Origin of the sequence: Curtobacterium sp. Leaf183, assembly GCF_001424385.1 — a bacterium.
Taxonomy (GTDB): domain Bacteria; phylum Actinomycetota; class Actinomycetes; order Actinomycetales; family Microbacteriaceae; genus Curtobacterium.
The window spans coordinates 274192-294655 of sequence record NZ_LMPO01000001.1 but is presented as its reverse complement, the minus strand read 5'-3'; the positions used below and the strand labels follow the sequence as shown (position 1 = coordinate 294655).

Sequence of the window (20464 nt, the reverse complement as noted above, 5' to 3'; positions counted from 1 at the left end):
GCTGCCGTGCGAGGATCGAGCGCATGTGTGCCGGGTCCGCCGGTTCGGCCTGGGACGGTTGAGCCCCGGCTGCCGTGCGAGGATCGTGCGCATGTGCACCGTCGTCGTCCGCGTCGATCCCGGCTCCGCGTGGCCCGTCACCATGCTCGCGATGCGGGACGAGTCGCCGGACCGTCCGTGGGACCCGCCGGCGGCGTGGTGGCCCGAGCGCGACCCGTCCCTCCGCGGCGTCCGCGACCGCGAGGCGGGTGGTGCCTGGCTGGCTGCGTCGGACCAGGCCGGGCTCGCCGTCGTGTTGAACCGCTGGGAGGACGTGCCCTCGTCCGACGGCACCTGGACGACGCGCGGGGTCCTGCCGCTCGACGCCCTGCAGGGGGCGATGCCCGGCCACGACGACACCGTGCCGACCACGCGCGCGTTCAACCTCGTGCGGGCGACGGCCACGGGTGCTTCGGTCGTCACGTGGGACGGTGCCCGTGTCCGCACGACCGAGCTCGGACCCGGCGTGCACATGGTCACGCACGGTGAGCCCGACGACCCGGCCGCGCCGCGCATCGGCCGCTGGCTGGGGGCCTTCCGCGAGGTCGACGCCCCGAGCGGCCCGCCGGCACTGGCACCGTTCGACGAGCTCCGGGCGGCGGACGCGGGGACGGACGCCGGCGACGGGTGGAGCCCGTGGTTCGGCGTGCTCGCGGCGTCGGCAGCGCTGCCCGCCGACGACGCGGACGCGATCCTGCGGGACTCCGTCGAGCCCGAGGGGCACTTCGCGACCCTGTCGATCGTCGCCGCGGCGGTGGGGCCGGGGCGGACGGTGCTGCAGCACGCCCGCCTGACCGACCCGGGCGACATCACCAGCGCCGTCGAGCTCCACCGCGCCTGACGTCGCGCGCGGCGTCGCACCCCCTGACGGACATCGCGCCCCGTTGCCTGCGGGCGCGACGTCCGCACGGGGGTGCGATCCGCCCGCAGCGCGGCGCAGCGCAGCGCGGCTCCGTACCGGGGCCGAGCCGGGCCTCCCTCCCGGTGCCTGTGCGCACCGGAAGCGGACGGGGTACGCCCCCGCCGCTCCGGCGATGCCCAGCGCGCGTACCGTCCCCGGACGTGACGACCCGACCACGTACCCTGCTGGCCGCCCTGCTGGCCACGGCTGCCGTCCTCGCGCTGGGCGCCTGCGCCGAGGACTCCTCCGTCGCGGCCCAGCGGACGCCGACCGCATCGTCCACCTCGCGGCCGTGGGACCACGCCGCGCACGTGCGGGTCGTCGTCGTGGGCGACTCGATCAGCGGCGGGCACGGACTCCTCGAGTCGCAGGCCTGGCCCGCGATGCTGGCCGACGAGCACCACTGGGCGCTCACCAACCTGTCGTGCGACGGTGCGGGCGTGGCAGCGCTCGGTGACGACGACGACTGTGCGAGCGCCTACCCGACCCTGGTCAAGCGCGCGGTGGAGCTCCGGCCGCAGGTCGTGTTCGTGCAGGCGAGCTCGAACGACCTCGGCATGGACGACGCCGAGATCCGCAGTGCCACGAACCAGGTGGTCGCCGACGTGCACCGCCGGCTGCCGGGTGCGAAGCTCATCGGCCTGAGCGCGATCTGGGACCAGGACGCGCCCCCGGCCCAGCTCGCCGTCATCTCCAAGGCACTGCGCAAGGCGATCGGGCGCGATGGCGGGCAGTACGTCGACATCGGCGAACCGCTCCGCGGACACCCGACCTGGATGCAGTCGGACGACGTGCACCCGACGGTCGAGGGGCAGCAGGCGATCGAGACGGCGGTCGCATCGGCCTTCGCGCGCGACCACGTGCGGTTCTGACCCGGGGCACGCCCGCGTGGTCGGTGTGCACGGTGCGCCGTTCGTCGTCCGTGCGAGGTTGGTGGCGTGGTGCGGGGAAACAACACCGCACGACGCCGGCAAGGGCGCACGGGGTGCGAACCCCGCACGGTGCGGACTGGAGGCGCGTGGCGGCCCCGCACCGCTCCTCCCGTCCGGTGGGCCGGTGGGCCGGTGGGCCGGTGGGCCGGTGGGCCGGTGCGAGGTTGGTGGCGTGGTGCGGGGCAACAACCTCGCACGACGCTGGCAGGGGCGCACGGGGTGCGAACCCCGCACGGTGCGGACTGGAGGAGCGTGGCGGCCCCGCACCGCTCCTCCAGTCCGGTGGGCCGGTGAGCCGGTGAGCCGGTGCGAGGTTGGTGGCGTGGTGCGGGGCAACAACCTCGCACGACGCCGGCAAGGGCGCACGGGGTGCGAACCGCGCACGGTGCGGAGCTCGCACCGTGCGGAGCTCGCACCGTGCGAAGCGCAAGCCCGCGCCGCGCGTCAGGCGGGCAGCGAGGTCCCCGTCAGGTCCTCGGCGACCGCCCACAGGCTGCGTGCCAGGTCCGTGCTGCGCGCCGAACCCGGGATCGACACCGTGGTGGTCGGCCCGGTCATGCCGAACGGCCCCGACGGCCCGTAGTAGGCGCCGCCGACCGCTGCTCGCCCGACCGCGGCGAACAGCAGGGGCTCACTGCCCTGCTCGACCCCCTGGTTGAAGGGCATCGCCCGCTGGCCGCCGGGGACCGGGCGTGAGCCGCCGAGCGAGCGTCCGGCCGCCTGCAGGTTCGTGCGGGTGTAACCGGGGTGCGCGGCCGTCGAGACGAGGGGCCAGTCGAGCTCGACCGACAGCGTGTGCAGGTGCAGCGCGAGCAGCAGGTCCGCCAGCTTCGACTGCGCGTACGCACGGAACGGTGAGTAGCGCCGTGTCCACTGCAGGTCGCCGAAGCGGATCCGACCGGGGATCGCGGCCAGGCTCGACATCGTCGCGACCCGGGGTGCCTCGGCGCGCAGCAGTGCCGGCATGAGCAGGTTGGTGAGCGCGAACGGGCCCAGGTAGTTCGTGCCGAACTGCAGCTCGAAGCCGTCGACCGTCTCGAAGCGCTTCGGCGGTGCCATCACGCCCGCGTTGTTCACGAGGACGTCGAGCGGCCGGTCGTCGTCGATGATGCCCGCCGCGAAGCGCCGCACGCTGGCCAGGTCGGCGAGGTCGAGCTCGCGGACCTCGACGTCGGCGTGCGGGAACTGCCGGCGGATCGCCGCGGCTGCCTCGTCGCCCTTGGGCGTCGTCCGCACCGCGATCACGACCGAGGCGCCGGCCTCGGCCAGACGCGTGGCGGTCTCGCGGCCGGTGCCGCTGTTCGATCCGGTGACGACGACGCGGCGTCCGGTCTGGTCAGGGAGCTTCGGCATGTCCCGGACCGTACACGGGGGCGCTGGACCGATCGGCCCCGTCGTGCTAGATTCATGCATACGCATTCACTTGGAGGACGCGATGAGCAACGCATTCGGTACCGGTCGTCCCTCGGACGTCCCGCCGCCCGCCCCGGACCGCGTGGGGCCCGTGCAGCTCGGCCTCGACACGTTCGGCGACGTCACCGAACTCGCCGACGGCTCGCTGCAGAGCGACGCCCAGAGCATCCGCGACGTCGTCGACCAGGCCGTGCTGGCGGACCAGGTCGGCATCGACTTCATCGGCGTGGGCGAGCACCACCGCGAGGACTTCGTCGTCAGCGCCCCCGAGGTCGTCCTCGCCGCCATCGCCGCAAGCACGTCGCGCATCCGCATCGGCAGCGCCGTGACGGTCCTGTCGAGCGACGACCCCGTCCGCGTGTACGAGCGCTTCGCGACCGTGGACGCCCTGTCGAACGGCCGCGCCGAGGTCATCCTGGGCCGTGGCTCGTTCACCGAGTCCTTCCCGCTGTTCGGCTACGAGCTCGCCGACTACGAGGTGCTCTTCGAGGAGAAGCTGCAGCTCTGGGCCGCCCTCCGCGCCGGTGACCCGGTGACCTGGAGCGGCTCGAAGCGCGCGGCCCTGACAGACCAGGACGTCTTCCCGAAGCTCGAGCACGGACCCATCCCGACCTGGATCGGCGTCGGCGGCTCGCCGCAGTCGGTCATCCGCGCCGCGTCGTACGGCATGCCCCTGTTCCTCGCGATCATCGGTGGGCAGCCGGCGCAGTTCGCTCCGTTCTCGCGTCTGTACCGCCAGGCGCTGACGCAGCTCGAGCTCCCGCAGCAGCCGATCGCGATGCACTCGCCCGGGTTCATCGCCGCCACCGACGAGGAAGCCGCCGAGCGCTACTGGCCCTACCACAAGGCCGTCACCGACCGCCTCGGCCGTGAACGCGGCTGGCCACCCCTCGACGCCGCGCAGTACCAGGCGGGCCTGTCGGCCGGCGGGTCCCTCTACGTCGGTTCGCCGGAGACCGTCGCGCGCAAGATCGCCCGCAACATGCGGATCCTCGGCGTCACCCGGTTCGACATGCGCTACGCCACCGGCCGCCTGCCGCACGCGGACATGATGCGGTCGATCGAGCTGTACGGCAACGCCGTCGCGCCCCGCGTGCGCGAGCTGCTCGCGGAGCCCGTCCCGGTCCCGTAGCCGCGCGACCCGGGTCGCGACCCGACCTGACGGACTGGAGGCGTGCCTCCAGTCCGTCACGTGACTTCACGGTCGCGCCGCGTACCGTCCACGACATGCCGTCGCGTCATGCAGTCACCGAACGTCGTTTCCGTGGTCGGATCTTGGGCGTCGGGACGACCTCCGGTGTCCGACTCGTCATCGGGATGTGGGACCGGTCCCCGTTCGGCGCGTTCACCGACGTCTTCGTCGAGCTGCCCGACGGGTCGAGCGTGCTGCTCGCGCCCGACGAGATCGTCGCGGCGTACGTCTCGGGCACCTACCGCTTCGACGCGGTCGACGTCGTGCCCGTGAACGCCCGCCGGACCGCCGCCGGGCTCGAGCTCGACGCCGGCCAGCTGCGTGCGACCGTCGACGTCGGGACCATCTCACCGCTCGGCCGGGTCCTGCGGGTCGTGCCCAAGCCGATCGCCCGGGACCCGCGGTGGCTGCGGGTGATCGACCCGATCGCGCGGCTCGTCGCGCCGGGGGCCGGGACGGCGGGGTCGGCCGGCAACGGTCGTCGCGAGTACTACGGCGTCACCGGGGCGCACGACGTCACCGGCGTCCGGGGAACCTGGGCGGGGGAGCCGTTGGGCTCGTTGGCGCCGCTCGACCCGCCGGTGCGCTTCGGGTTCGCGTCGATGCCGCGCATCCCGCAGGTCGTGGACGTCGAGACCACGATCCACGAGCCCGCCTGACGCGCTGCGTGGCGCCGACGCATCCCGGACGCGTCCAGACTGCGGGGGCAGACTGGTCCGACGGCAGTGCCCCGCGTTCCCGGTCATGACGGGCGACACGGGGTGCACGATGCGAAGGAGCACCATGACCGACAACCAGACCGACCAGCGCGCCGCCATCTCGGACATCGTCCACGGGGCCCGTACAGCACTCCTCACCACCGTCAGCGACGACGGCAGCCTGCACGCCCGTCCGCTCGCGGTGCAGGACAAGAGCTTCGACGGCACCCTGCGCTTCCTGGTACAGGACGGCAGCGAGAAGGTCGAGGACATCGCCAGGAACCCCCACGTGAACGTCGCCATCGAGTCGCAGGGCGGGTACCTGTCCATCGCCGGGACCGCCACCGTGACGAAGGACGACTCGGTCATCGACGACCTGTGGTCCCCGTTCGCCGAGGCCTGGTTCCCGGACGGCCGCGACGACCCGAGCATCCGCCTGCTCACCGTCGAGGGCGACTCCGTCGAGTACTGGACGCAGGACACCGGCCCGGTCGGCAGCCTCGTCCAGACGATGAAGGCCGCCCTCGGCAAGCAGGACCGGCCCGACGTGGGGTCGCACGGCACGCTCGAGCTGTAGGTCGATCCCCGCACGGTGCCGCCGGGACCGTGCGGACCCGCTGGTCGGTGCGTCGTTGATGGCCCGGTGCGCGGTTGTTGCCGCTCACGGGGCCATCAACCTCGCACCACCCGTTCGGCCGGGGGCCAGCGCAGCAGCGCACGCGCTACGGCGGGCCCAGCAGCCAGAGCACCGCCACCAGGACGGGCTGACCGGCGAGCGCGCAGGTGACGAGCGTCCAGCGCATCCACGGCTTCGCCACGAGCTCGGGTGACCCGAACAGCGGTGCGAGCGGCATGAGCAGCCGCGGTGTCGACGCCATCGGCAGCGACACCGCGAACACGTACAGGGCGTAGGCGCCGGCGAACAGCACGGTCGTGGACCCGAGCGTGCGCGTGGACCGGCGCGTCAGCCACACCGGGTAGGCGACGAGCAGCCCGATCACGATGAGCACCCCGCCCACGCCGAGCCACTTGGCGGTCGTCAGGAACCACGGCGACAGCGGGACGAAGTCCACCCGACCGATGAAGTTCACCCACCACGACATCTCCGTCGCCAGGTAGGCGTCGGGTCGACCGGTCACGTGCGCGGCGATGACCGGCCACGCCAGCCCGGCCGCGACCATCACCGCGCCGGAGGCCACGACCCGGGCCAGTTCGTGCAGCGGGAAGCCGTCGAGCACACGCTCGTCGCTGCGGCGAAGTCGGACCAGGCGCACCAGGGCGATCACGCCGAGCGTCAACGGGATCGCGAGAGCCCCGGGGCGCGTGAACGCCGCTGCGACGCCGAGCGCCGTCAGCAGCCCGTACCGCCGGTGCTCGAGCGCCAGCAGCGCGCCGAACGTCAACGCCAGGAACATGCTCTCCGCGTAGCCGACCTGCAGCAGGAACGACAGCGGTCCGCATGTGAAGAAGAAGACCGCCCACAGCGCGGCGGCCTCGCCGGCGCGGTCGCGTACCAGGCGGTGCAGCAGGAACGCGGCGACGAGCCCCGCGGCGAGCGCGATCAGCGGAGCCGCCACCTCGAACGTCATGCCGGTCCACACCGTGACGAACCGGATCGCGAAGGGGAACGCCGGCAGGAACGCCCACGCGTTCTGTGCGACGTGCCCTGCACTGTCGAGCGGCAGCGTCGTCGGGTAGCCGTGCAGGGAGATCTGCTCGTAGTACTGGCCGTCCCACGCGGTCAGGAACCGCAGGAAGCCGTGGTCGTTGCCCCAGATCGCGTTGTCCGGCATGGAGCGTCCGACGAGCGGGTAGACCAGCGCGAGCCAGAAGGTGGACAGCACGCGGCCACCGGCCCAGACCAGCACGATGGTCGCCCACACTGGCAGACTGGTGACCACGTCGAGGACGCGGCGGCGGCCGGAAGCGATCGACGACGGGGCGGACGGCACTCCCCGACGATAGCGGCACGATCCTGGACGGTGCGCCGCCACACGGCCGGGAGGTCCGGTTCACGTTGTGCACGACGGAACCGCCCGTCTCGTGGTCGCGTCGCGCCGCACGGGTCCGCTCTACCCTGGAGGTCCCGTCCGCCACCTCGTGAGGAGCCCCACGTGTCGAAGACCGCCATCGTGACCGACAACGCCCCGAAGCCCGCCGGCCCCTACAGCCAGGGGATCGTGGCGAACGGATTCCTGTACACCGCCGGGTTTGGCCCGCAGGACCCGGCGACGGGGGAGATCGCCGACGACGTCGCCGGGCAGACCGCCCAGGTGCTCGCGAACATCCGCGCGGTGCTCGCCGAGCACGGCGCGACGCTGGACGACGTCGTCAAGTCGACCGTCCACCTCGAGCACTCCGACCGCGACTTCGCGGCCTTCAACGCCGAGTACGCGAAGCACTTCTCCGAGCCGTACCCGGTCCGCACCACCGTGCAGTCGCACCTCGCGTCGATCCTCGTCGAGATCGACGTCGTCGCGGTCCTGCCGAGCGCGTCCTGACCGTGCCGTCCTGACGTCCGCACCCCGGGGCCGTCCTGACGTCCGCACCCCGGGCGGTCCCGGACCCGCAGGACGACACCCCCGGTCACCGGGCTCTGCGGAGCCCGCGACCGGGGGTGTCGTGCGTCAGGGCACCCCCGGCGAGGACGGGGACGCCCGCGACCAGGACGTCGTCGATGCCCTCGGCCAGGCGCATCGGGTGCGCGTACGTCGAGCGTGCTGCGACCCGGTCGGGGTCGACGACGACCAGGTCCGCGACCGCGCCGGGCCGGACAACGCCGCGCGCCCCGAGGCGGTACCGCTCGACGGCCGTGGTGGACAGGTGCCGAGCGGTCTCGGTCCAGCTCAGGCGACCGGGCAGCGTGTGGTCCTGCAGGTAGCGCGCGAAGGTGCCGTACGCCCGCGGGTGCGGGTGCGTGCCGACGAAGATGCCGTCGGACCCGGCCGTGTGCCCCGGCAGCCGGAACAGCGGCGTCAGGTCCTCGGCCGTCCGGGGGTGGGGTACCCGCATCACGACCGTGACCTGCAGCGCGGAGTCGACCAGGACGTCGAGCGCCAGGTCCAGCGGGTCGCTGCCAGTCAGGTCGGCGGCCTCCGCCAGGGTCCGTCCCTGCAGCGCGTGGAACTCCGGTGCCGGCACGTGCGAGAGCGTGACCTGCTCGGCCCATCCGGTGCCCAGGTCGGCGCGGGCCAGCACCCGGTCGAGCACGAGTCCCCGGACCCGGGCCCGTCCGGCCGGGTCGACGATCGCCCGCGCCAGGTCCGGGGTGCCGGGGCGCGCCAGGTCGGCGGGCAGCAGCAGCATCGACAGGATCGTGCAGCCGCGGGAGTACGGGTAGGCGTCGAACGACATCGGGGCCCCCGCGCGCTCGAGGTCGTCGAGCGCCTCGACGGCCAGGTCGACCGGTGCGTGCAGGTGGGACACGTGCGCGCGGACCCCGGTCGCCCGGACGAAGTCGGCGATCTCGTCGAGCCCCGCGCGGGCGTTCGCCTCGTACCCGCCGCGCATGTGCGACACGTACAGCGCGTCGGCGTCCGCGACCTCGACGCAGAGCGCGATGAGCTCGGCGGTGTCGGCGAACAGCCCGGGCACGTAGTCGAGCCCCGTCGACAGGCCGACCGCCCCGGCGTCCAGCCCGTCCCGGACCATGGTGCGCATCGCCCGGCGTTCGTGCGGCGCCGCGGGCCCCGGGTCGTCCCCGCGCACCGCGTGCCGGACCGTGCCGGCGGGCACCAGCGTCGCCACGTTCACCGGGGTGGTGCCGTCGTAGGTGCTGAGCAGCCCGTCGATCCCGCTGCCGTCGTGCCGTGGGTGCGGACCGTCGATCGCGGCGAAGTACGTGTCCGCGTACGCGCCACCGCCCGGTGCGGGACCGACTCCGTCCTGCCCCGTGACGATCGTCGTGACACCCTGGCGCAGGAGCGCGAGCTGCACCGCGGGGTCGAAGACCAGCGACCCCGCGTGCGAGTGCGCGTCGACGAACCCGGGCAGCACCAGGCGCTCGCCGCAGTCGAGCACGCCCGTTCCCTCGGGCACGGCGAGGTCCGTCCCGACCCGGCTGATCCGGTCGCCCTCGACCAGGACGTCGGCGCGGACGACGCCGTCCGCTCCGACGACCGAACCGCCGCGGAGCAGCACCGGGACCGCCTCCGCGTCGGTCATCGGCGCAGCGCGGCGACGAGCCGCTCGGCGCGGACGCGGAGGGCGTCGAGGTCGCCGGAGGTCAGGGCGTCGCCGACGAGCGGCGAGCCGAGGCCGACCGCGACGGCTCCGGCGTCCAGGTAGTCGCAGGCGTCGTCGACCCCGATGCCGCCGGTCGGGATCACGTCGACGAAGTCCAGGGGCGCGAGCACCTGGCGCAGGAACGCGGGGCCGCCGAGCTGCGCCGCCGGGAACACCTTGACGGCCCGCGCGCCGAGCTGCCACGCGCGCACGATCTCGGTCGGGGTCGCCGCGCCGGGGTACCAGCCGAGTCCGCGCTCGTGGGCGCGCTCGCCGATCGCGGCGTCGGTGTGCGGGCTCACCGCGAAGGACGCACCGACCGCGGCGGCCTCGTCGAGCTGGCGCGGCTCGAGCACCGTGCCGACCCCGACCGACGCCGCGCTGCCGTAGCGCTCGACCGCCCAGGCGATGCCGGCGTGCCACCCGGGGGTGTTCGTGGTGATCTCGATCGCGGTGACGCCGGCCTCGACCAGGACGCGCACGACGTCCTCGACGTGGTCGCCGGTACCGCCCCGCAGGATGGCGATCGCCGGTCCGGCCTGGTGGCGGTGTCGTGGGGTGGCGTCGGTGGTCTCGGTCATGCGAGCGGTCCTCCTGGTGTCTCGGTCAGCGGTCGACACGGTCGTGCACGGCGTGGTCGGTGCCGAGCGGGTCGGCGATGCCGAGGGCGGTCGGGTCCGGTCGGCGCCAGTCGCCGTCGACCGTGCAGGCGAGCGCCCCGGCGTCGGCCGCGCGGTCGAGCGCCTGCTCCGGCGAGGCGCCGGTCAGGTCCGCGGCGAGCCAGGCGGCGACGAACGCGTCGCCCGCGCCGACGGGGTCGACCACGGCGACGGGACTCGCCGTCCGGCGGTGCAGGACGCCGTCGACCGAGGCCACGGCGCCCCGGGATCCGAGCTTGACGACGGCGCGGCCGTTCGCCAGCGCGGCGAGGTCGTGGGCGAGCGACTCCTCGTCACCCGGACGCTCGTCGTGCCCGAGGACGAGACGGGCCTCGTCGTCGCCGGCGAACACCACGGCGGCGTGGGCGGCGACGGCGCGGTACCAGCCCCGTCCGGTGACGTCGTCGACGAGCTTCGGACGGTGGTTCACGTCGAACGCCACGGGGACACCGGCGTCGTCGGCACGGACCACCGCCGCGTGCACGGTCTCGCGGGCGGTGTCGGACAGCGCGAGCGTGATCCCCGACACGTGCAGCAGCCGGGCACCCTCGACGCTCCCCGACGGCAGGTCGCCCGGGGTGAGCGCGGAGGCCGCGGAGCCCCGACGGTGGTAGGTCACCCGGGTGCGGCCGTCGGGCAGGCGTTCCTTCAGCATGATGCCCGTCGACCGCGCGGGGTCGTGCACCGGGACGACGTGCACGCCCTCGGCTGCGACGTCGGCCAGCACGCGGTCGCCCGCCGGGTCGGATCCGACCCGTCCCACCCAGGTCACGTCGACCCCGGCACGGGCCAGCCCGATCGCGACGTTGCTCTCGGAGCCCCCGGTGTCGACCGTCATCGTGGCGAGGTCGGCGAGCGGACCTCGACCGGCGAGCAGCAGCATCGTCTCGCCGAACGTCAGGACGGTGTTCATCGCGCACCCCGGGCGAGCGCGAGCTGTGCGGACGACGACCCGAGCGCGACCGAGATCTCGAGCGCGGTCCGGACCACGCGGCCGCCGAGCTCGCGGACCGCCGAGGCCGGGAACCGGACGGCCAGGCCCGAGATGCTCATCGCACCGACCACCTGGTTCGCGTGTCCGAGCACCGGCGCGGCGACGCACCGGATGTCCGGCTCGTTCTCGCGGTCGTCGATCCCGTAGCCGCGGTCGCGCGTCCGACCGACCTCCTGGCGCCAGCGGTCGTCGTCCACGATCGTGTGCTCGGTCGTCGCCGTCACCGGGCAGCCCACGACCCGGTCGAGCAGGTCCGGAGCGCCGAACGCGACCATGGCCTTGCCCGACGCGGTGTTCCGCATCGGCAGCCGGTTGCCGATGCGCGAGGCCATCCGCACGGTGCCCCGGGTCTCGACCTTGTCGACGTAGACGATGTCCGTGCCGTCCGGCACGACGAGGTGACACGTCAGCCCGGTCTGCTCGGCGGTCCGTCGGAGGAACGGACCGGCGGCCGTCCGCAGGTCGATGCCCTCGAGGTAGCTCTGCCCGAGCAGCAGCGCGCCGAGCCCGAGCGTGAAGCCGGCGTCGGCCGTGCGGCGCAGCAGGTCGTTCTCGAGCATCGGAGCGGTCAGGCGCAGGACGGTCGACTTCGACGTCCCGAGCTCGGCGCTCAGCGTGGTCAGGCGCACCGACGTCTCGCCGTTGCGGGTCCGGTCAGCGACGACGTCGAGGATCCGCAGTCCCCGCCGCAGCGACAGTGCGGCGTTCCGCACCGGGACGTCCTCGGTGTCGGCGGAGCCCATCAGAACCACGTCGCGATCGTCTCGAGGACGACGTCGTCGTCGTCGACCACGTGCACCTGCCGCCACTTGTCGAAGACCGTGCACGGGTGCGAGATGCCGAACACGACGACGTCGCCGGGCGCCAGCACGACCCCGTCGGCCAGCGCGAGGTAGCAGTGCTGGTCGTCGAGACGGGTGACGGTGACCGCCCCGGGTGGCGGGGTGCTGCGTGGGCCCCGCGCCGGGCCTCCTGGCCGGACCTGCCGGACCACCGGCAGCCCCTCGTCGAACGAGATGTCCCGTTTGCCGACGGCCACCAGCGCCAGGCCGGGTTCGGGGCAGGACGTCACGCGGCCCCAGACCTCGATCGCGGCGACCAGGGACCCCTCGGTCGGATGGCGGTGGAAGGGCGTGCGTGCCTCGTAGAAACCGTCGTCGTGGGTCAGGGACGCGCCGGACCGGAGCACGACGTCGAGGTCGGCGGGGCGGGCGGCGACGGCGTCGGCGACCGCGTCGAACCAGGCGCTGCCGCCCATGCTCAGCAGGGCACGGTCGCCGCGGACGAGCGGGCGCACGTCGGACGCGATCGCGAGCACCCCGTCGACGTAGCGTCGGGCCGCGTCGACGTCGGGCAGGCCGCCCTCGTAGCCGGAGACGCCGCGCAGGACCAGGCCGGCGTCGACCGCGCGCTCGGCGACGTCCCGCGCGGTGGCGGCGTCGCGCACCCCGGTGCGCCCGCCGGTGAACCCGACCTCGACCAGGACGTGCAGCTCGCCGGCGACCGCGCGGGCGGCATCGGCGGCGGCGGTGACCCCCGCCGCCGAGTCGACCCAGCAGAGCACGTCGGAGCCGGGGTCGACGGTCTGCCGTGACGCGAGCCAGGCCAGACCGGCGGGGTCGAGGACCTCGTTCGCGACCAGGACGTGGCGCAGTCCGTGGTCCCACGCGACCATGGCCTGCTGCACCGAGGCGACGGTGACGCCCCACGCACCCGCGTCGACCTGCCGCTGTGCCAGGGCCGGCGCCATGTGGGTCTTCATGTGTGGGGCGAACAGGAAGCCGTGCCGCTCGACGTACGCCTGCATGACCGCGGTGTTGTTGCGGAGCGCCGTGTCGCGGAGCGTCATCACGGGCAGGTGCGCGTCGTGCAGCACGTGGTGGGGGAGCGGGCTCGCCGAGTCCCAGGCGCCCTTCGCCGTCACGGTGGCCGGGGTGGTCGACATCGATCCTCCTTCGTCGCCTCCACGGTCGTGCAGGGGCGCCCGCGGGGACAACAGCATCGACACCAGCGTTCCACGATGCAGAACGGCGCGTCCAGTGAGCGACCCCGGCCTACGCTGACAGGCGAGATGACGACGACGACACCAGCCAGACGACGGACGGGCAGCACGGCGGTCGCCGTGCTGGTGGCAGGCACCTTCTTCATGGAGCTGCTGGACGGGACGATCCTGGCGACGGCCGCGCCCGCGATGGGCCGCGACCTGGGGGTGGACTCCGCGGCGATCGGCATCGCGATCACGGCCTACCTCGTGACGCTCGCGGTCCTCATCCCGGTCAGCGGGTGGTTGACCGACCGGATCGGCTCGCGCACCGTGTTCGTCGGCGCGATCGCGCTGTTCACGATCGCGTCCGCACTCTGTGCCGCGTCGACCGGGCTCGTCGACCTCACGATCTGGCGCATCGTGCAGGGGATCGGCGGGGCGCTCATGGTGCCGGTCGGGCGGCTCGTCGTCCTCCGGAGCGCCGGGCGCGAGCAACTCGTCACCGCGATCGCGATCCTGACCTGGCCGGCGCTGGCGGCACCGATCATCGCGCCGTTCATCGGTGGCGTCCTCGTCGACACCCTGTCGTGGCACTGGATCTTCCTGGTGAACATCCCGCTCGGTGTCATCGCGCTGGTGGCGGCGATCGTCCTCGTGCCCCAGGAGCGTGCCGCCCAGCGCATCCCCTTCGACTGGCTCGGCTCGCTGCTGGCGTGCTTCGGGCTCGGCGCCCTCGTGGTGATGGCCTCGATGCTGTCGCTCGACGTGGTCCCGGTCGTGCCCGCCGTCCTCGCCGGTGTCGTCGGGGCCGCCTGCACCTGGCTCGCGATCCGGCACTTCCGACGGGCGCCGCACCCGATCATGGGCCTGGACGCGTTCCGGCTCGAGACCTTCCGCGTGTCCCACGCCGGCGGCAGCCTCTTCCGGTTGGCCGTCTCGGCCGTGCCGTTCGTGCTGCCCCTGCTGTTCCAGGACGCGTGGGGGTGGACCGCGCTCGAGGCCGGGTCCGCCGTGCTCTGGGTCTTCGTCGGCAACCTCGGCATCAAGCCCGCGACCACCCCGTTCCTGCGCTGGTTCGGGTACCGCCCCGTCATCATCGTGTCCTCGGCGATCGCCGCGCTGTCCGTCGCCGCGATGGCGTTCCTCGCTCCGACCACCCCGTTCTGGCTGCTCGCGGTCCTGCTCGTCGTGAGCGGTGCCGCGCGATCGGTGGGCTTCACGGCCTACAACACCATCGCCTTCGCGGACGTCGAGCAGGCGGACATGACCCCGGCCAACACGCTGTCCTCGACACTGCAGCAGACCGCGGCGGGGTTCGGCGTCGCGGTGGCCGCCGTGGTCATCCGCGCGGCCGCCGGACTCGGTGGGTCCGGACCGTACGTCGTGGCCTTCTGGGTCATCGCCGCACTGCTCGTGGTGGCCTGCGTCGAGGGCATCGTCATGAGCAAGACCGCCGGGGACACCGTGCGACCGGCGCGGCGCGTCCGTCCATGATCGTTCGCGGTCGGTTCACGCACCGGCGAACCGCCACGCGCTACAGTCTCAGAGACCGCTCGTCGACGCCGGGTAGCGTTGCCGCGGCAGACTGAGCAGGACGTTCGGACCCCGCTCCGGAAGGAAGGCAGCATGCCCGTGCCAGACCAGCAGAGCAGCGTCCAGGACGACGCCGACACCGAGTCCCGGACCATCCGCGTCGTCAGCTACAACCTCCGCGAGCACACCGCCAACGGCGAGCTCGCCGCGCTCGCCGAGGCCTCGGACGCCGACGTCCTGTGCGTCCAGGAGTGCGACAGCAACGACCTCGCCACCTCGGTCGGCGGGCTCACGCTCGCCGCATCCACGAAGACGAACCGCCTCGGCCTGGCGATCTACAAGCGCGACGACCGCTTCCAGGTCAAGGACTTCAGCATCCACTCGCTGCAGAAGTCGCTGCACGACCGGGTCCTGGCGCCCGCGCACGAGCGGCTCATCGCCATGCACCTGCACGACGAGCACGCCGGCAACGACGTCATCGTCGCCTCGTTCCACGCATCGCCCCTGACCGCCACCAACTCCCTGCGCCGCAAGCAGATCGAGGCCGCGCACCAGTTCGTCCGCGACCTGTCGAGCGAGGCCCCGGCAATCATGGTCGGCGACTTCAACTACCCCTGGTTCCAGACGAACCTACGCCGCAAGATCGAGTCCCACGGCTTCGCGCTGTCGCTGTCCGACCAGCCCACCTACCTGCGCTACCGCAAGTTCACCGGACACTTCGACTTCGCGACGAGCGTCGGGCTGCACATCGCGGGCGTCGAGACCCTGCCCGCCGGCATCTCGGACCACCGGCCGATCCTGGTGCGCGCGCACTACGAGGAGCCCGCGGCTGCCGCCGGCACGGACGAGGCCTCCGCGGCCTGACCGCGCCGGGCGCGTCTGCGCGGTGGTGCGCGACTGCCCGTCCTTCCTCAGGTTCCAGATGCCCGTCGTTCCTCAGGTTCCAGAATTCTGGCATCTCGAGCGCTCGGACCGGGTGATCGCGGAACCTCGGCGGAACTGAGCGGCATGTTGCGGAACCGCATGCAGTCAGACGAGCGCGACCAGCCGACCCACGAACGCACCGGAACGCGACTGTCGACGGACGGGAGGCGCGGTGCCAGCTGGCACCGCGCCTCCCGTCCGTCGGTGTGCGGGTCCACCGACCCGGCGCGTCAGCGACGGAGCGTCGCCCGGGCCAGCCGGTTGCCGACGAACTGCCCGACCTGCACGATGACCACGATCGCCGCCACCGCGACGTAGACGATCCACCAGTTGTACCGCTGCGAGCCGTACGTGATCGCGTACTCGCCCAGGCCACCGCCACCGATCAGGGCGCCCTGCGCCGTCATGTCGACGATGCCCACGAAGATGAACGTGTAGCCGAGGATGAGCGGCCCGAGCCCCTCGGGGATGAGCACGGTCAGCAGGATCGACACCGGGTGCGCTCCCGATGCCCGTGCGGCCTCGACCACGCCGGGGTCGACCGCCAACAGGTTCTGCTCGACGATCCGAGCCACGGCGAACGACGCAGCCAGGGAGATCGCGAAGGTGACGGCCGGCACGCCGATCGTGGTCTGCACCGCGACCCGGGACAGCGGCGCGATGGCCGCCAGGAAGATCACGAACGGGATCGGCCGCACGATGTTCACGACGAGGTTGATCACCGTGTACGCCGTGCGGTTGCCGAGCACGTTGCCCGGACGGGTCGCGTAGAGCGCCAGCCCGAGCACCAGCCCGATGACCCCGGCGATGACCAGGGAGACGACCGTCATGACGATCGTGTCCCGGACGGCACCGAGGAAGACGTCGAACGTGTCGATCACGCTCTGGAACGAGTTGTTCATGCGCCCGCCTCCTCGTCGGCGGTGACGCCGTCGGCACGCAGGGCGGCCACGGCGCGGTCGATCGCAGAGCCGGAGGCGTCGGACGCGTCGACCAGCTCGTAGGTCAACGACCCGATCCGGCGCTCCCGGATCTCGCCGACCCCGCCGTAGACGAGCTCGGCGGTGACCCCGGCGGAGCGGAAGACCCGGTCGATGCGGTTCTGCAGCCCGGCCTCGTCGGTGATCTGCACCGTCACGAGCCGACCCGGGTGCCGCTCGCGCAGCCGCGCGAGGGTCTCCACCGACGGCCGGTCGTGCAGGGCCGTGCGGACGAAGCGCCTGGTGGCGGCGTTCTGCGGTGTCGAGAACACGTCGTAGACGTCCCCGACCTCGACCACCCGCCCGCGCTCCATCACGGCCACGCGGTCGGCGATCTGGCGGACGGCGTCCATCTCGTGGGTGATGACGATGATCGTCACGCCGAGCTCCCGGTTGACGCGGCGCAGGAGCGACAGGACCTCGGAGGTGGTCTCCGGGTCGAGCGCACTCGTGGCCTCGTCGGCGAGCAGCAGCTCGGGGTTCGACGCCAGCGCCCGGGCGATCCCGACGCGCTGCTTCTGCCCGCCGGAGAGCTGTTCGGGGTGGGAGTGCGCACGGTCGAGCAGTCCGACGAAGTCGAGCAGCTCGGCGACGCGGCGGTCCCGCTCCGCCTTGCCGACGCCGGCGACCTTGAGCGGGTACGCCACGTTGCCGGCGACGGTGCGGGAGCGGAACAGGTTGAACTGCTGGAAGACCATCCCGATGCGGCGGCGCGCCAGACGGCGGTCCCGCTCGGGGATCGCCGTCAGCTCCTGGCCCGCCACCGTGACCGTGCCCGAGGTGGGCAGTTCGAGGGCGTTGACCAGGCGGACCAGGGTGGACTTGCCGGCGCCGGAGTACCCGATGACGCCCAGGACCTCGCCCTGTTCGACGTCGAGGGACACGTCCTCGACGGCCACCACGGTCTCGCCGGTGTCCGCGCGGCGGTAGCGCTTCGAGACGCCGCGGAGTTCGACGAGGGCAGCCACTACTTCGTTGCCGCCTTCGCGTCCTGCTCGACCGTCGTGAGCTCCTTCTGGAGCGTCGCCGGGCTGGCGTCGCTGGTCACCGCGTCGGGGTAGTCCTTCGCGAACACCTGCTGCACGGCGTCGTCCTGGAACAGCTCGGCGAGCGACAGGTACGTCTTGTTGGTCTTGTCGGCGTCGCGCACCGTGAACACGTTGACGTACGGTGCGGCCGAGGCGCTCTTCGGGTCGTCCTGGAAGATCGCGTCCTTCGTGTCGAGTCCCGCCGAGGTGGCGTAGTTCACGTTGACGATCGACCCGTCGACCGAGCCCTGCTGCAGCGCGTTCGCGGTCTGCGAGGCGTCGAGCGGCTGCACGTCGACCTTGTGCGAGGTGATGTCGGCGACGGTCGAGAACGCGTTGCCGCCGTCCTTGAGCTCGAGCAGGTCCGCGGACTGCAGCACCAGCAGCGCCCGGGCCTCGTTGATGGCGTCGTTCGGGATCGCGATCTTCGCGCCCTCCTGGAACTCGGACGGCTTCGACACCTTCGTCGAGTACAGCGGCAGCGGGTACACGGCCGTGGCGCCGATCGGCTGCAGGTCGTCGTCCGAGGTCACGTTGTAGTTCGCCAGGTACTGGATGTGCTGGAACTGGTTGATGTCGATCTGCTTGTCCTTGAGCGCCGGGTTCGGCAGCGAGTAGTCCGAGAAGTTCTGCAGCTTCACCGTCACGTTCAGCTTCTGCTTCGCCAGGTCGACGTAGGTGTTCCAGTACGGCAGCGACTTGTCGGCGACACCGATCGTCACGGTCTTCGGCGCCGCGTCCGAGCCACCGGCGGCCGCGTCCGAGGACCCACCCGAGCGGACGGCGACGGCGACGACGGCGATGATGATCGCCACGACGACGACGGCAGCGGCGACGATCCAGCCGACGGGGCGCTTGCGCTTGGGCTTGTCGGGCAGTGCGGGTGCGGTCATGGGGTGCTCCTCGTGGTCGGGCGGGGTCACACGCTCGTGGACCGCACCGAGTGTGCCCCGCCGTGGGCACGCGGGCGATTCGCGTTCCGCCGTGTTACATCCGCGTGGGGCACGCAGGCGGTCCGGGCAGACTCGACGTCGTGCGCAGCATCGAACTCGTCCTCGACGACCGCTCGGACCAGGTGGTGCGCGGACTCTGGCAGGCCCTCGTCGCCGCGGAGCTACCGAGCCTCGGGCACTCCGGCACGAACGACCCCCACGTCACGCTCGCCGCGGGGGAGTCCGTCCCGATGCCGATCGGCCTCGACCACCCGCTGCCGACCGAGCTCCGCGTCGCCGGCGTCCTGCTCTTCCCGGCCGGGCCCGGCCGGCACGTGTTCGGCCTCGGCGTGGTCGTCGACGAGCCGCTGGCACGCTTCCACCGGGCCGTGCACCTGGCTGCGCCCGGGTCGCTCGACCCGTCGTCACCCGGTCGGTGGTCGCCGCACGTCACCCTGGCCCGCCGCATCCGCGACGTCGACCTGCCGATGGCGCTCCGGTCCGTCGCCGCCGACGCGCCGCTGCCCGAGGTGCTCACCGTGGGCGGTCTGCGCCACTGGGACGGCGACACGAAGGTGACCACGCCGCTGGCCTGACCGGCGAGGCGGCGGCGCGTGGGGCCTCCTGGACCGACTGGAGGACCGGCTCAGGTCCCGAGCACCGGCTCAGCTTCCGAGCACCCGCTCGCCGAAGGCGGACGCGAACGTCCGGTCCGGGTCGGCACGCGCGACCAGCGCGCGGAACGCGGGCAGGCGCGGGTACAGGGCGGCCACCGCGTCGCCGTCGAGCGAGCTCATCTTGCCCCAGTGCGGTCGGCCGTCGAAGGGGGCGAGCCGTGCCTCGAGGTCGGGCAGGAGTGCCGCGACGGCCTCGGGGTGCTTCTTCCACGTGAAGGCGATGCAGAACACGTCCTGACCCTGGGTCGGGCTGAGCCACAGGTCGTCGGCGGCCATCGTCCGCAGCTCGGCCACGTGCAGGTGCGGCTGGATCCGGTCGGCCAGGCCGCGCAGGGCGTCGAGCGCGGCGGCCGCGTGGCGGAGCGGGACGAAGTGCTCGCTCTGCACCTCGGAGCCGTGTGACGGGACGGACCCGATCGGGAAGTGCGGCAGCCGGTCCCACCACGGTCCCATCGAGCCGTCGCGGGCGGTGCGGTGCTCGTCGCCCGGGCCACCCGGCAACCGCGGGGCACCGACCAGGTCGTCCGGCACGTGCTCGGCGCGGGACTTGACGAGCACCTCGCCGATCGCGCCGCCCTCGTCGTCGTCCCCGAAGCGGGTGTAGGCGCAGACGGAGTACCCCGCGGCGTGGATCTCGGCCGCGTGGTCGAGGAAGGTGCGCCACGGGACGGGGCCGTAGGAGTCCTGGCGCATGCGGTAGCTCGGCTCGACCGCGAGCGTGACGCGGGTGACGATCCCGAGCAGCCCGAGGTGCAGGACGGTGCCCGGGAAGTCCGGGTCGGTGCGCGTGACCGTGCGGATCGTGCCGTCGGGGCCGATCAGCTCGAGACCCCGGACAGCGGTGCTCAGCGACCCGAGCCTGGTGCCGGAGCCGTGCGTGCCGGTGGCGATCGCGCCGCCGACCGAGATGTGGGGGAGCGACCCCATGTTGTGCAGGGCGAGCCCCTCGGCGTCGAGTGCGGGGGCGACGTCGCCGTAGCGGGTCCCCGCGCCGAGGGTGACTGTCGTGCCCTCGGGGGTCCGGTCGACGAGCAGGTCCGTGGGCACCTGCGTCAGGTCGAGCAGTACGCCCGGGGTGTCGGCCACGTCGTTGAACGAGTGCCGGGTGCCGAGGCCGTGGACGCGGGGTTCACGGGCGACGATCGCGGCGGCCTGGTCGAGGGAGGTCGGACGCTCGACCCGCGACGCCGTGTACGTCACCGTGCCGGACCAGTTCAGCTCGCTCGTCGTCGACCGCATGCGCCCACGATGCCACGCGCGGGTGACAGCGAGGTGGCGCGCGGGGGCCGGCGGCTGCGGCGCGGCGCGGCTGCGCGGCGCCGGCGGGCGGCTGCGGCGCGGCTGCGCCGGCGGG

The 20464-nt window shown here is 73.0% G+C and carries 20 protein-coding genes; 9 read left to right on the top strand and 11 right to left on the bottom strand.

Features of this window, described 5'->3' with window-relative positions:
• Positions 1–91 precede the first annotated feature (91 nt).
• Together ASG04_RS01365 and ASG04_RS17535 are read left to right on the top strand one after the other, a co-directional pair.
• Positions 92–880 (top strand): NRDE family protein, encoded by a 789-nt coding sequence (locus tag ASG04_RS01365; protein ID WP_056119130.1) that lies wholly within the window; start codon positions 92–94, stop codon positions 878–880.
• Between the two features lie 221 nt (positions 881–1101).
• On the top strand, positions 1102–1812 hold the full coding sequence (locus ASG04_RS17535) for an SGNH/GDSL hydrolase family protein (RefSeq protein WP_056119127.1): 711 nt from the start codon (positions 1102–1104) through the stop codon (positions 1810–1812).
• A gap of 504 nt (positions 1813–2316) precedes the next feature.
• Here ASG04_RS17535 and ASG04_RS01355 read toward each other — a convergent pair.
• Complete coding sequence (locus ASG04_RS01355; protein WP_056119123.1) at positions 2317–3225, bottom strand: SDR family oxidoreductase; 909 nt, start codon at positions 3223–3225, stop codon at positions 2317–2319.
• 82 nt (positions 3226–3307) lie between these two features.
• Here ASG04_RS01355 and ASG04_RS01350 point away from each other — a divergent pair, with 82 nt between their 5' ends.
• From ASG04_RS01350 to ASG04_RS01340, 3 genes are all read left to right on the top strand, one after another.
• A complete protein-coding gene (locus ASG04_RS01350; protein ID WP_235515389.1) occupies positions 3308–4417 on the top strand; it encodes an LLM class flavin-dependent oxidoreductase in 1110 nt (369 codons plus the stop codon).
• 95 nt (positions 4418–4512) lie between these two features.
• A complete protein-coding gene (locus ASG04_RS01345) occupies positions 4513–5136 on the top strand; it encodes a hypothetical protein (protein WP_056119119.1) in 624 nt (207 codons plus the stop codon).
• Between the two features lie 124 nt (positions 5137–5260).
• A complete protein-coding gene (locus ASG04_RS01340; RefSeq protein WP_056119116.1) occupies positions 5261–5752 on the top strand; it encodes a pyridoxamine 5'-phosphate oxidase family protein in 492 nt (163 codons plus the stop codon).
• 145 nt (positions 5753–5897) lie between these two features.
• On the opposite strand, the gene ASG04_RS01335 is transcribed toward ASG04_RS01340, so the two are convergent.
• Complete coding sequence (locus ASG04_RS01335) at positions 5898–7127, bottom strand: hypothetical protein (RefSeq protein WP_056119114.1); 1230 nt, start codon at positions 7125–7127, stop codon at positions 5898–5900.
• A 162-nt stretch (positions 7128–7289) separates the two neighbouring features.
• Here ASG04_RS01335 and ASG04_RS01330 point away from each other — a divergent pair, with 162 nt between their 5' ends.
• Complete coding sequence (locus tag ASG04_RS01330) at positions 7290–7676, top strand: RidA family protein (RefSeq protein WP_056119111.1); 387 nt, start codon at positions 7290–7292, stop codon at positions 7674–7676.
• An 85-nt stretch (positions 7677–7761) separates the two neighbouring features.
• Here the strand turns inward: ASG04_RS01330 and ASG04_RS01325 are convergent, their stop codons facing one another.
• From ASG04_RS01325 to ASG04_RS01305, 5 genes are read right to left on the bottom strand one after another with little or no spacing between them, the layout of a single operon-like run.
• Entirely contained in the window at positions 7762–9339 is a 1578-nt protein-coding gene (locus tag ASG04_RS01325; protein ID WP_056119108.1) for an N-acyl-D-amino-acid deacylase family protein, read from the bottom strand.
• Entirely contained in the window at positions 9336–9980 is a 645-nt protein-coding gene (locus ASG04_RS01320; protein WP_056119105.1) for a bifunctional 4-hydroxy-2-oxoglutarate aldolase/2-dehydro-3-deoxy-phosphogluconate aldolase, read from the bottom strand. The genes ASG04_RS01325 and ASG04_RS01320 overlap by 4 nt, the downstream gene beginning before the upstream one ends.
• Before the next feature lie 25 nt (positions 9981–10005).
• On the bottom strand, positions 10006–10971 hold the full coding sequence (locus ASG04_RS01315) for a sugar kinase (protein WP_056119102.1): 966 nt from the start codon (positions 10969–10971) through the stop codon (positions 10006–10008).
• Positions 10968–11795 (bottom strand): IclR family transcriptional regulator, encoded by an 828-nt coding sequence (locus ASG04_RS01310; RefSeq protein WP_056119100.1) that lies wholly within the window; start codon positions 11793–11795, stop codon positions 10968–10970. The genes ASG04_RS01315 and ASG04_RS01310 overlap by 4 nt, the downstream gene beginning before the upstream one ends.
• Positions 11795–12997, bottom strand: coding sequence for an alanine racemase (locus tag ASG04_RS01305; protein WP_056119097.1), 1203 nt, complete (start codon positions 12995–12997; stop codon positions 11795–11797). Before ASG04_RS01305 ends, ASG04_RS01310 begins: the two co-directional genes overlap by 1 nt.
• Positions 12998–13123: 126 nt before the next feature.
• On the opposite strand from ASG04_RS01305, the gene ASG04_RS01300 reads away from it, so the two are divergent.
• Positions 13124–14530 (top strand): MFS transporter, encoded by a 1407-nt coding sequence (locus tag ASG04_RS01300; RefSeq protein ID WP_056119094.1) that lies wholly within the window; start codon positions 13124–13126, stop codon positions 14528–14530.
• 132 nt (positions 14531–14662) lie between these two features.
• Entirely contained in the window at positions 14663–15433 is a 771-nt protein-coding gene (locus tag ASG04_RS01295) for an endonuclease/exonuclease/phosphatase family protein (RefSeq protein WP_082517712.1), read from the top strand.
• 290 nt (positions 15434–15723) lie between these two features.
• On the opposite strand, the gene ASG04_RS01290 is transcribed toward ASG04_RS01295, so the two are convergent.
• From ASG04_RS01290 to ASG04_RS01280, 3 genes are read right to left on the bottom strand one after another with little or no spacing between them, the layout of a single operon-like run.
• On the bottom strand, positions 15724–16395 hold the full coding sequence (locus ASG04_RS01290; protein ID WP_056119091.1) for a methionine ABC transporter permease: 672 nt from the start codon (positions 16393–16395) through the stop codon (positions 15724–15726).
• Positions 16392–17441 carry a methionine ABC transporter ATP-binding protein gene (locus ASG04_RS01285; protein ID WP_056119086.1) on the bottom strand — a complete coding sequence of 350 codons (1050 nt, stop codon included), beginning with the start codon at positions 17439–17441 and terminating at the stop codon, positions 16392–16394. The genes ASG04_RS01290 and ASG04_RS01285 overlap by 4 nt, the downstream gene beginning before the upstream one ends.
• A complete protein-coding gene (locus ASG04_RS01280; protein WP_056120143.1) occupies positions 17441–18394 on the bottom strand; it encodes a MetQ/NlpA family ABC transporter substrate-binding protein in 954 nt (317 codons plus the stop codon). The genes ASG04_RS01285 and ASG04_RS01280 overlap by 1 nt, the downstream gene beginning before the upstream one ends.
• A 140-nt stretch (positions 18395–18534) precedes the next feature.
• Between ASG04_RS01280 and ASG04_RS01275 the strand changes: the two genes are divergently transcribed.
• Positions 18535–19029 (top strand): 2'-5' RNA ligase family protein, encoded by a 495-nt coding sequence (locus ASG04_RS01275; protein WP_056119084.1) that lies wholly within the window; start codon positions 18535–18537, stop codon positions 19027–19029.
• 69 nt (positions 19030–19098) lie between these two features.
• On the opposite strand, the gene ASG04_RS01270 is transcribed toward ASG04_RS01275, so the two are convergent.
• The gene (locus ASG04_RS01270; protein WP_056119081.1) at positions 19099–20349 is read right to left on the bottom strand and encodes an FAD-binding protein; all 1251 of its coding nucleotides are present in this window, start codon (positions 20347–20349) and stop codon (positions 19099–19101) included.
• Positions 20350–20464: the final 115 nt, after the last annotated feature.

What these genes read in the sequence shown, in the direction of transcription:
- ASG04_RS01345 (WP_056119119.1), top strand. Translation starts at nt 4,513, where the DNA reads ATGCCGTCGCGTCATGCAGTCACCGAACGTCGTTTCCGTGGTCGGATC.
- ASG04_RS01270 (WP_056119081.1), bottom strand. Translation starts at nt 20,349, where the DNA reads ATGCGGTCGACGACGAGCGAGCTGAACTGGTCCGGCACGGTGACGTAC.
- ASG04_RS01355 (WP_056119123.1), bottom strand. Translation starts at nt 3,225, where the DNA reads ATGCCGAAGCTCCCTGACCAGACCGGACGCCGCGTCGTCGTCACCGGA.
- ASG04_RS01350 (WP_235515389.1), top strand. Translation starts at nt 3,308, where the DNA reads ATGAGCAACGCATTCGGTACCGGTCGTCCCTCGGACGTCCCGCCGCCC.
- ASG04_RS01290 (WP_056119091.1), bottom strand. Translation starts at nt 16,395, where the DNA reads ATGAACAACTCGTTCCAGAGCGTGATCGACACGTTCGACGTCTTCCTC.
- ASG04_RS01325 (WP_056119108.1), bottom strand. Translation starts at nt 9,339, where the DNA reads ATGACCGACGCGGAGGCGGTCCCGGTGCTGCTCCGCGGCGGTTCGGTC.
- ASG04_RS01295 (WP_082517712.1), top strand. Translation starts at nt 14,663, where the DNA reads ATGCCCGTGCCAGACCAGCAGAGCAGCGTCCAGGACGACGCCGACACC.
- ASG04_RS01315 (WP_056119102.1), bottom strand. Translation starts at nt 10,971, where the DNA reads ATGAACACCGTCCTGACGTTCGGCGAGACGATGCTGCTGCTCGCCGGT.
- ASG04_RS01280 (WP_056120143.1), bottom strand. Translation starts at nt 18,394, where the DNA reads ATGACCGCACCCGCACTGCCCGACAAGCCCAAGCGCAAGCGCCCCGTC.
- ASG04_RS01320 (WP_056119105.1), bottom strand. Translation starts at nt 9,980, where the DNA reads ATGACCGAGACCACCGACGCCACCCCACGACACCGCCACCAGGCCGGA.
- ASG04_RS01340 (WP_056119116.1), top strand. Translation starts at nt 5,261, where the DNA reads ATGACCGACAACCAGACCGACCAGCGCGCCGCCATCTCGGACATCGTC.
- ASG04_RS01300 (WP_056119094.1), top strand. Translation starts at nt 13,124, where the DNA reads ATGACGACGACGACACCAGCCAGACGACGGACGGGCAGCACGGCGGTC.
- ASG04_RS01305 (WP_056119097.1), bottom strand. Translation starts at nt 12,997, where the DNA reads ATGTCGACCACCCCGGCCACCGTGACGGCGAAGGGCGCCTGGGACTCG.
- ASG04_RS01365 (WP_056119130.1), top strand. Translation starts at nt 92, where the DNA reads ATGTGCACCGTCGTCGTCCGCGTCGATCCCGGCTCCGCGTGGCCCGTC.
- ASG04_RS01310 (WP_056119100.1), bottom strand. Translation starts at nt 11,795, where the DNA reads ATGGGCTCCGCCGACACCGAGGACGTCCCGGTGCGGAACGCCGCACTG.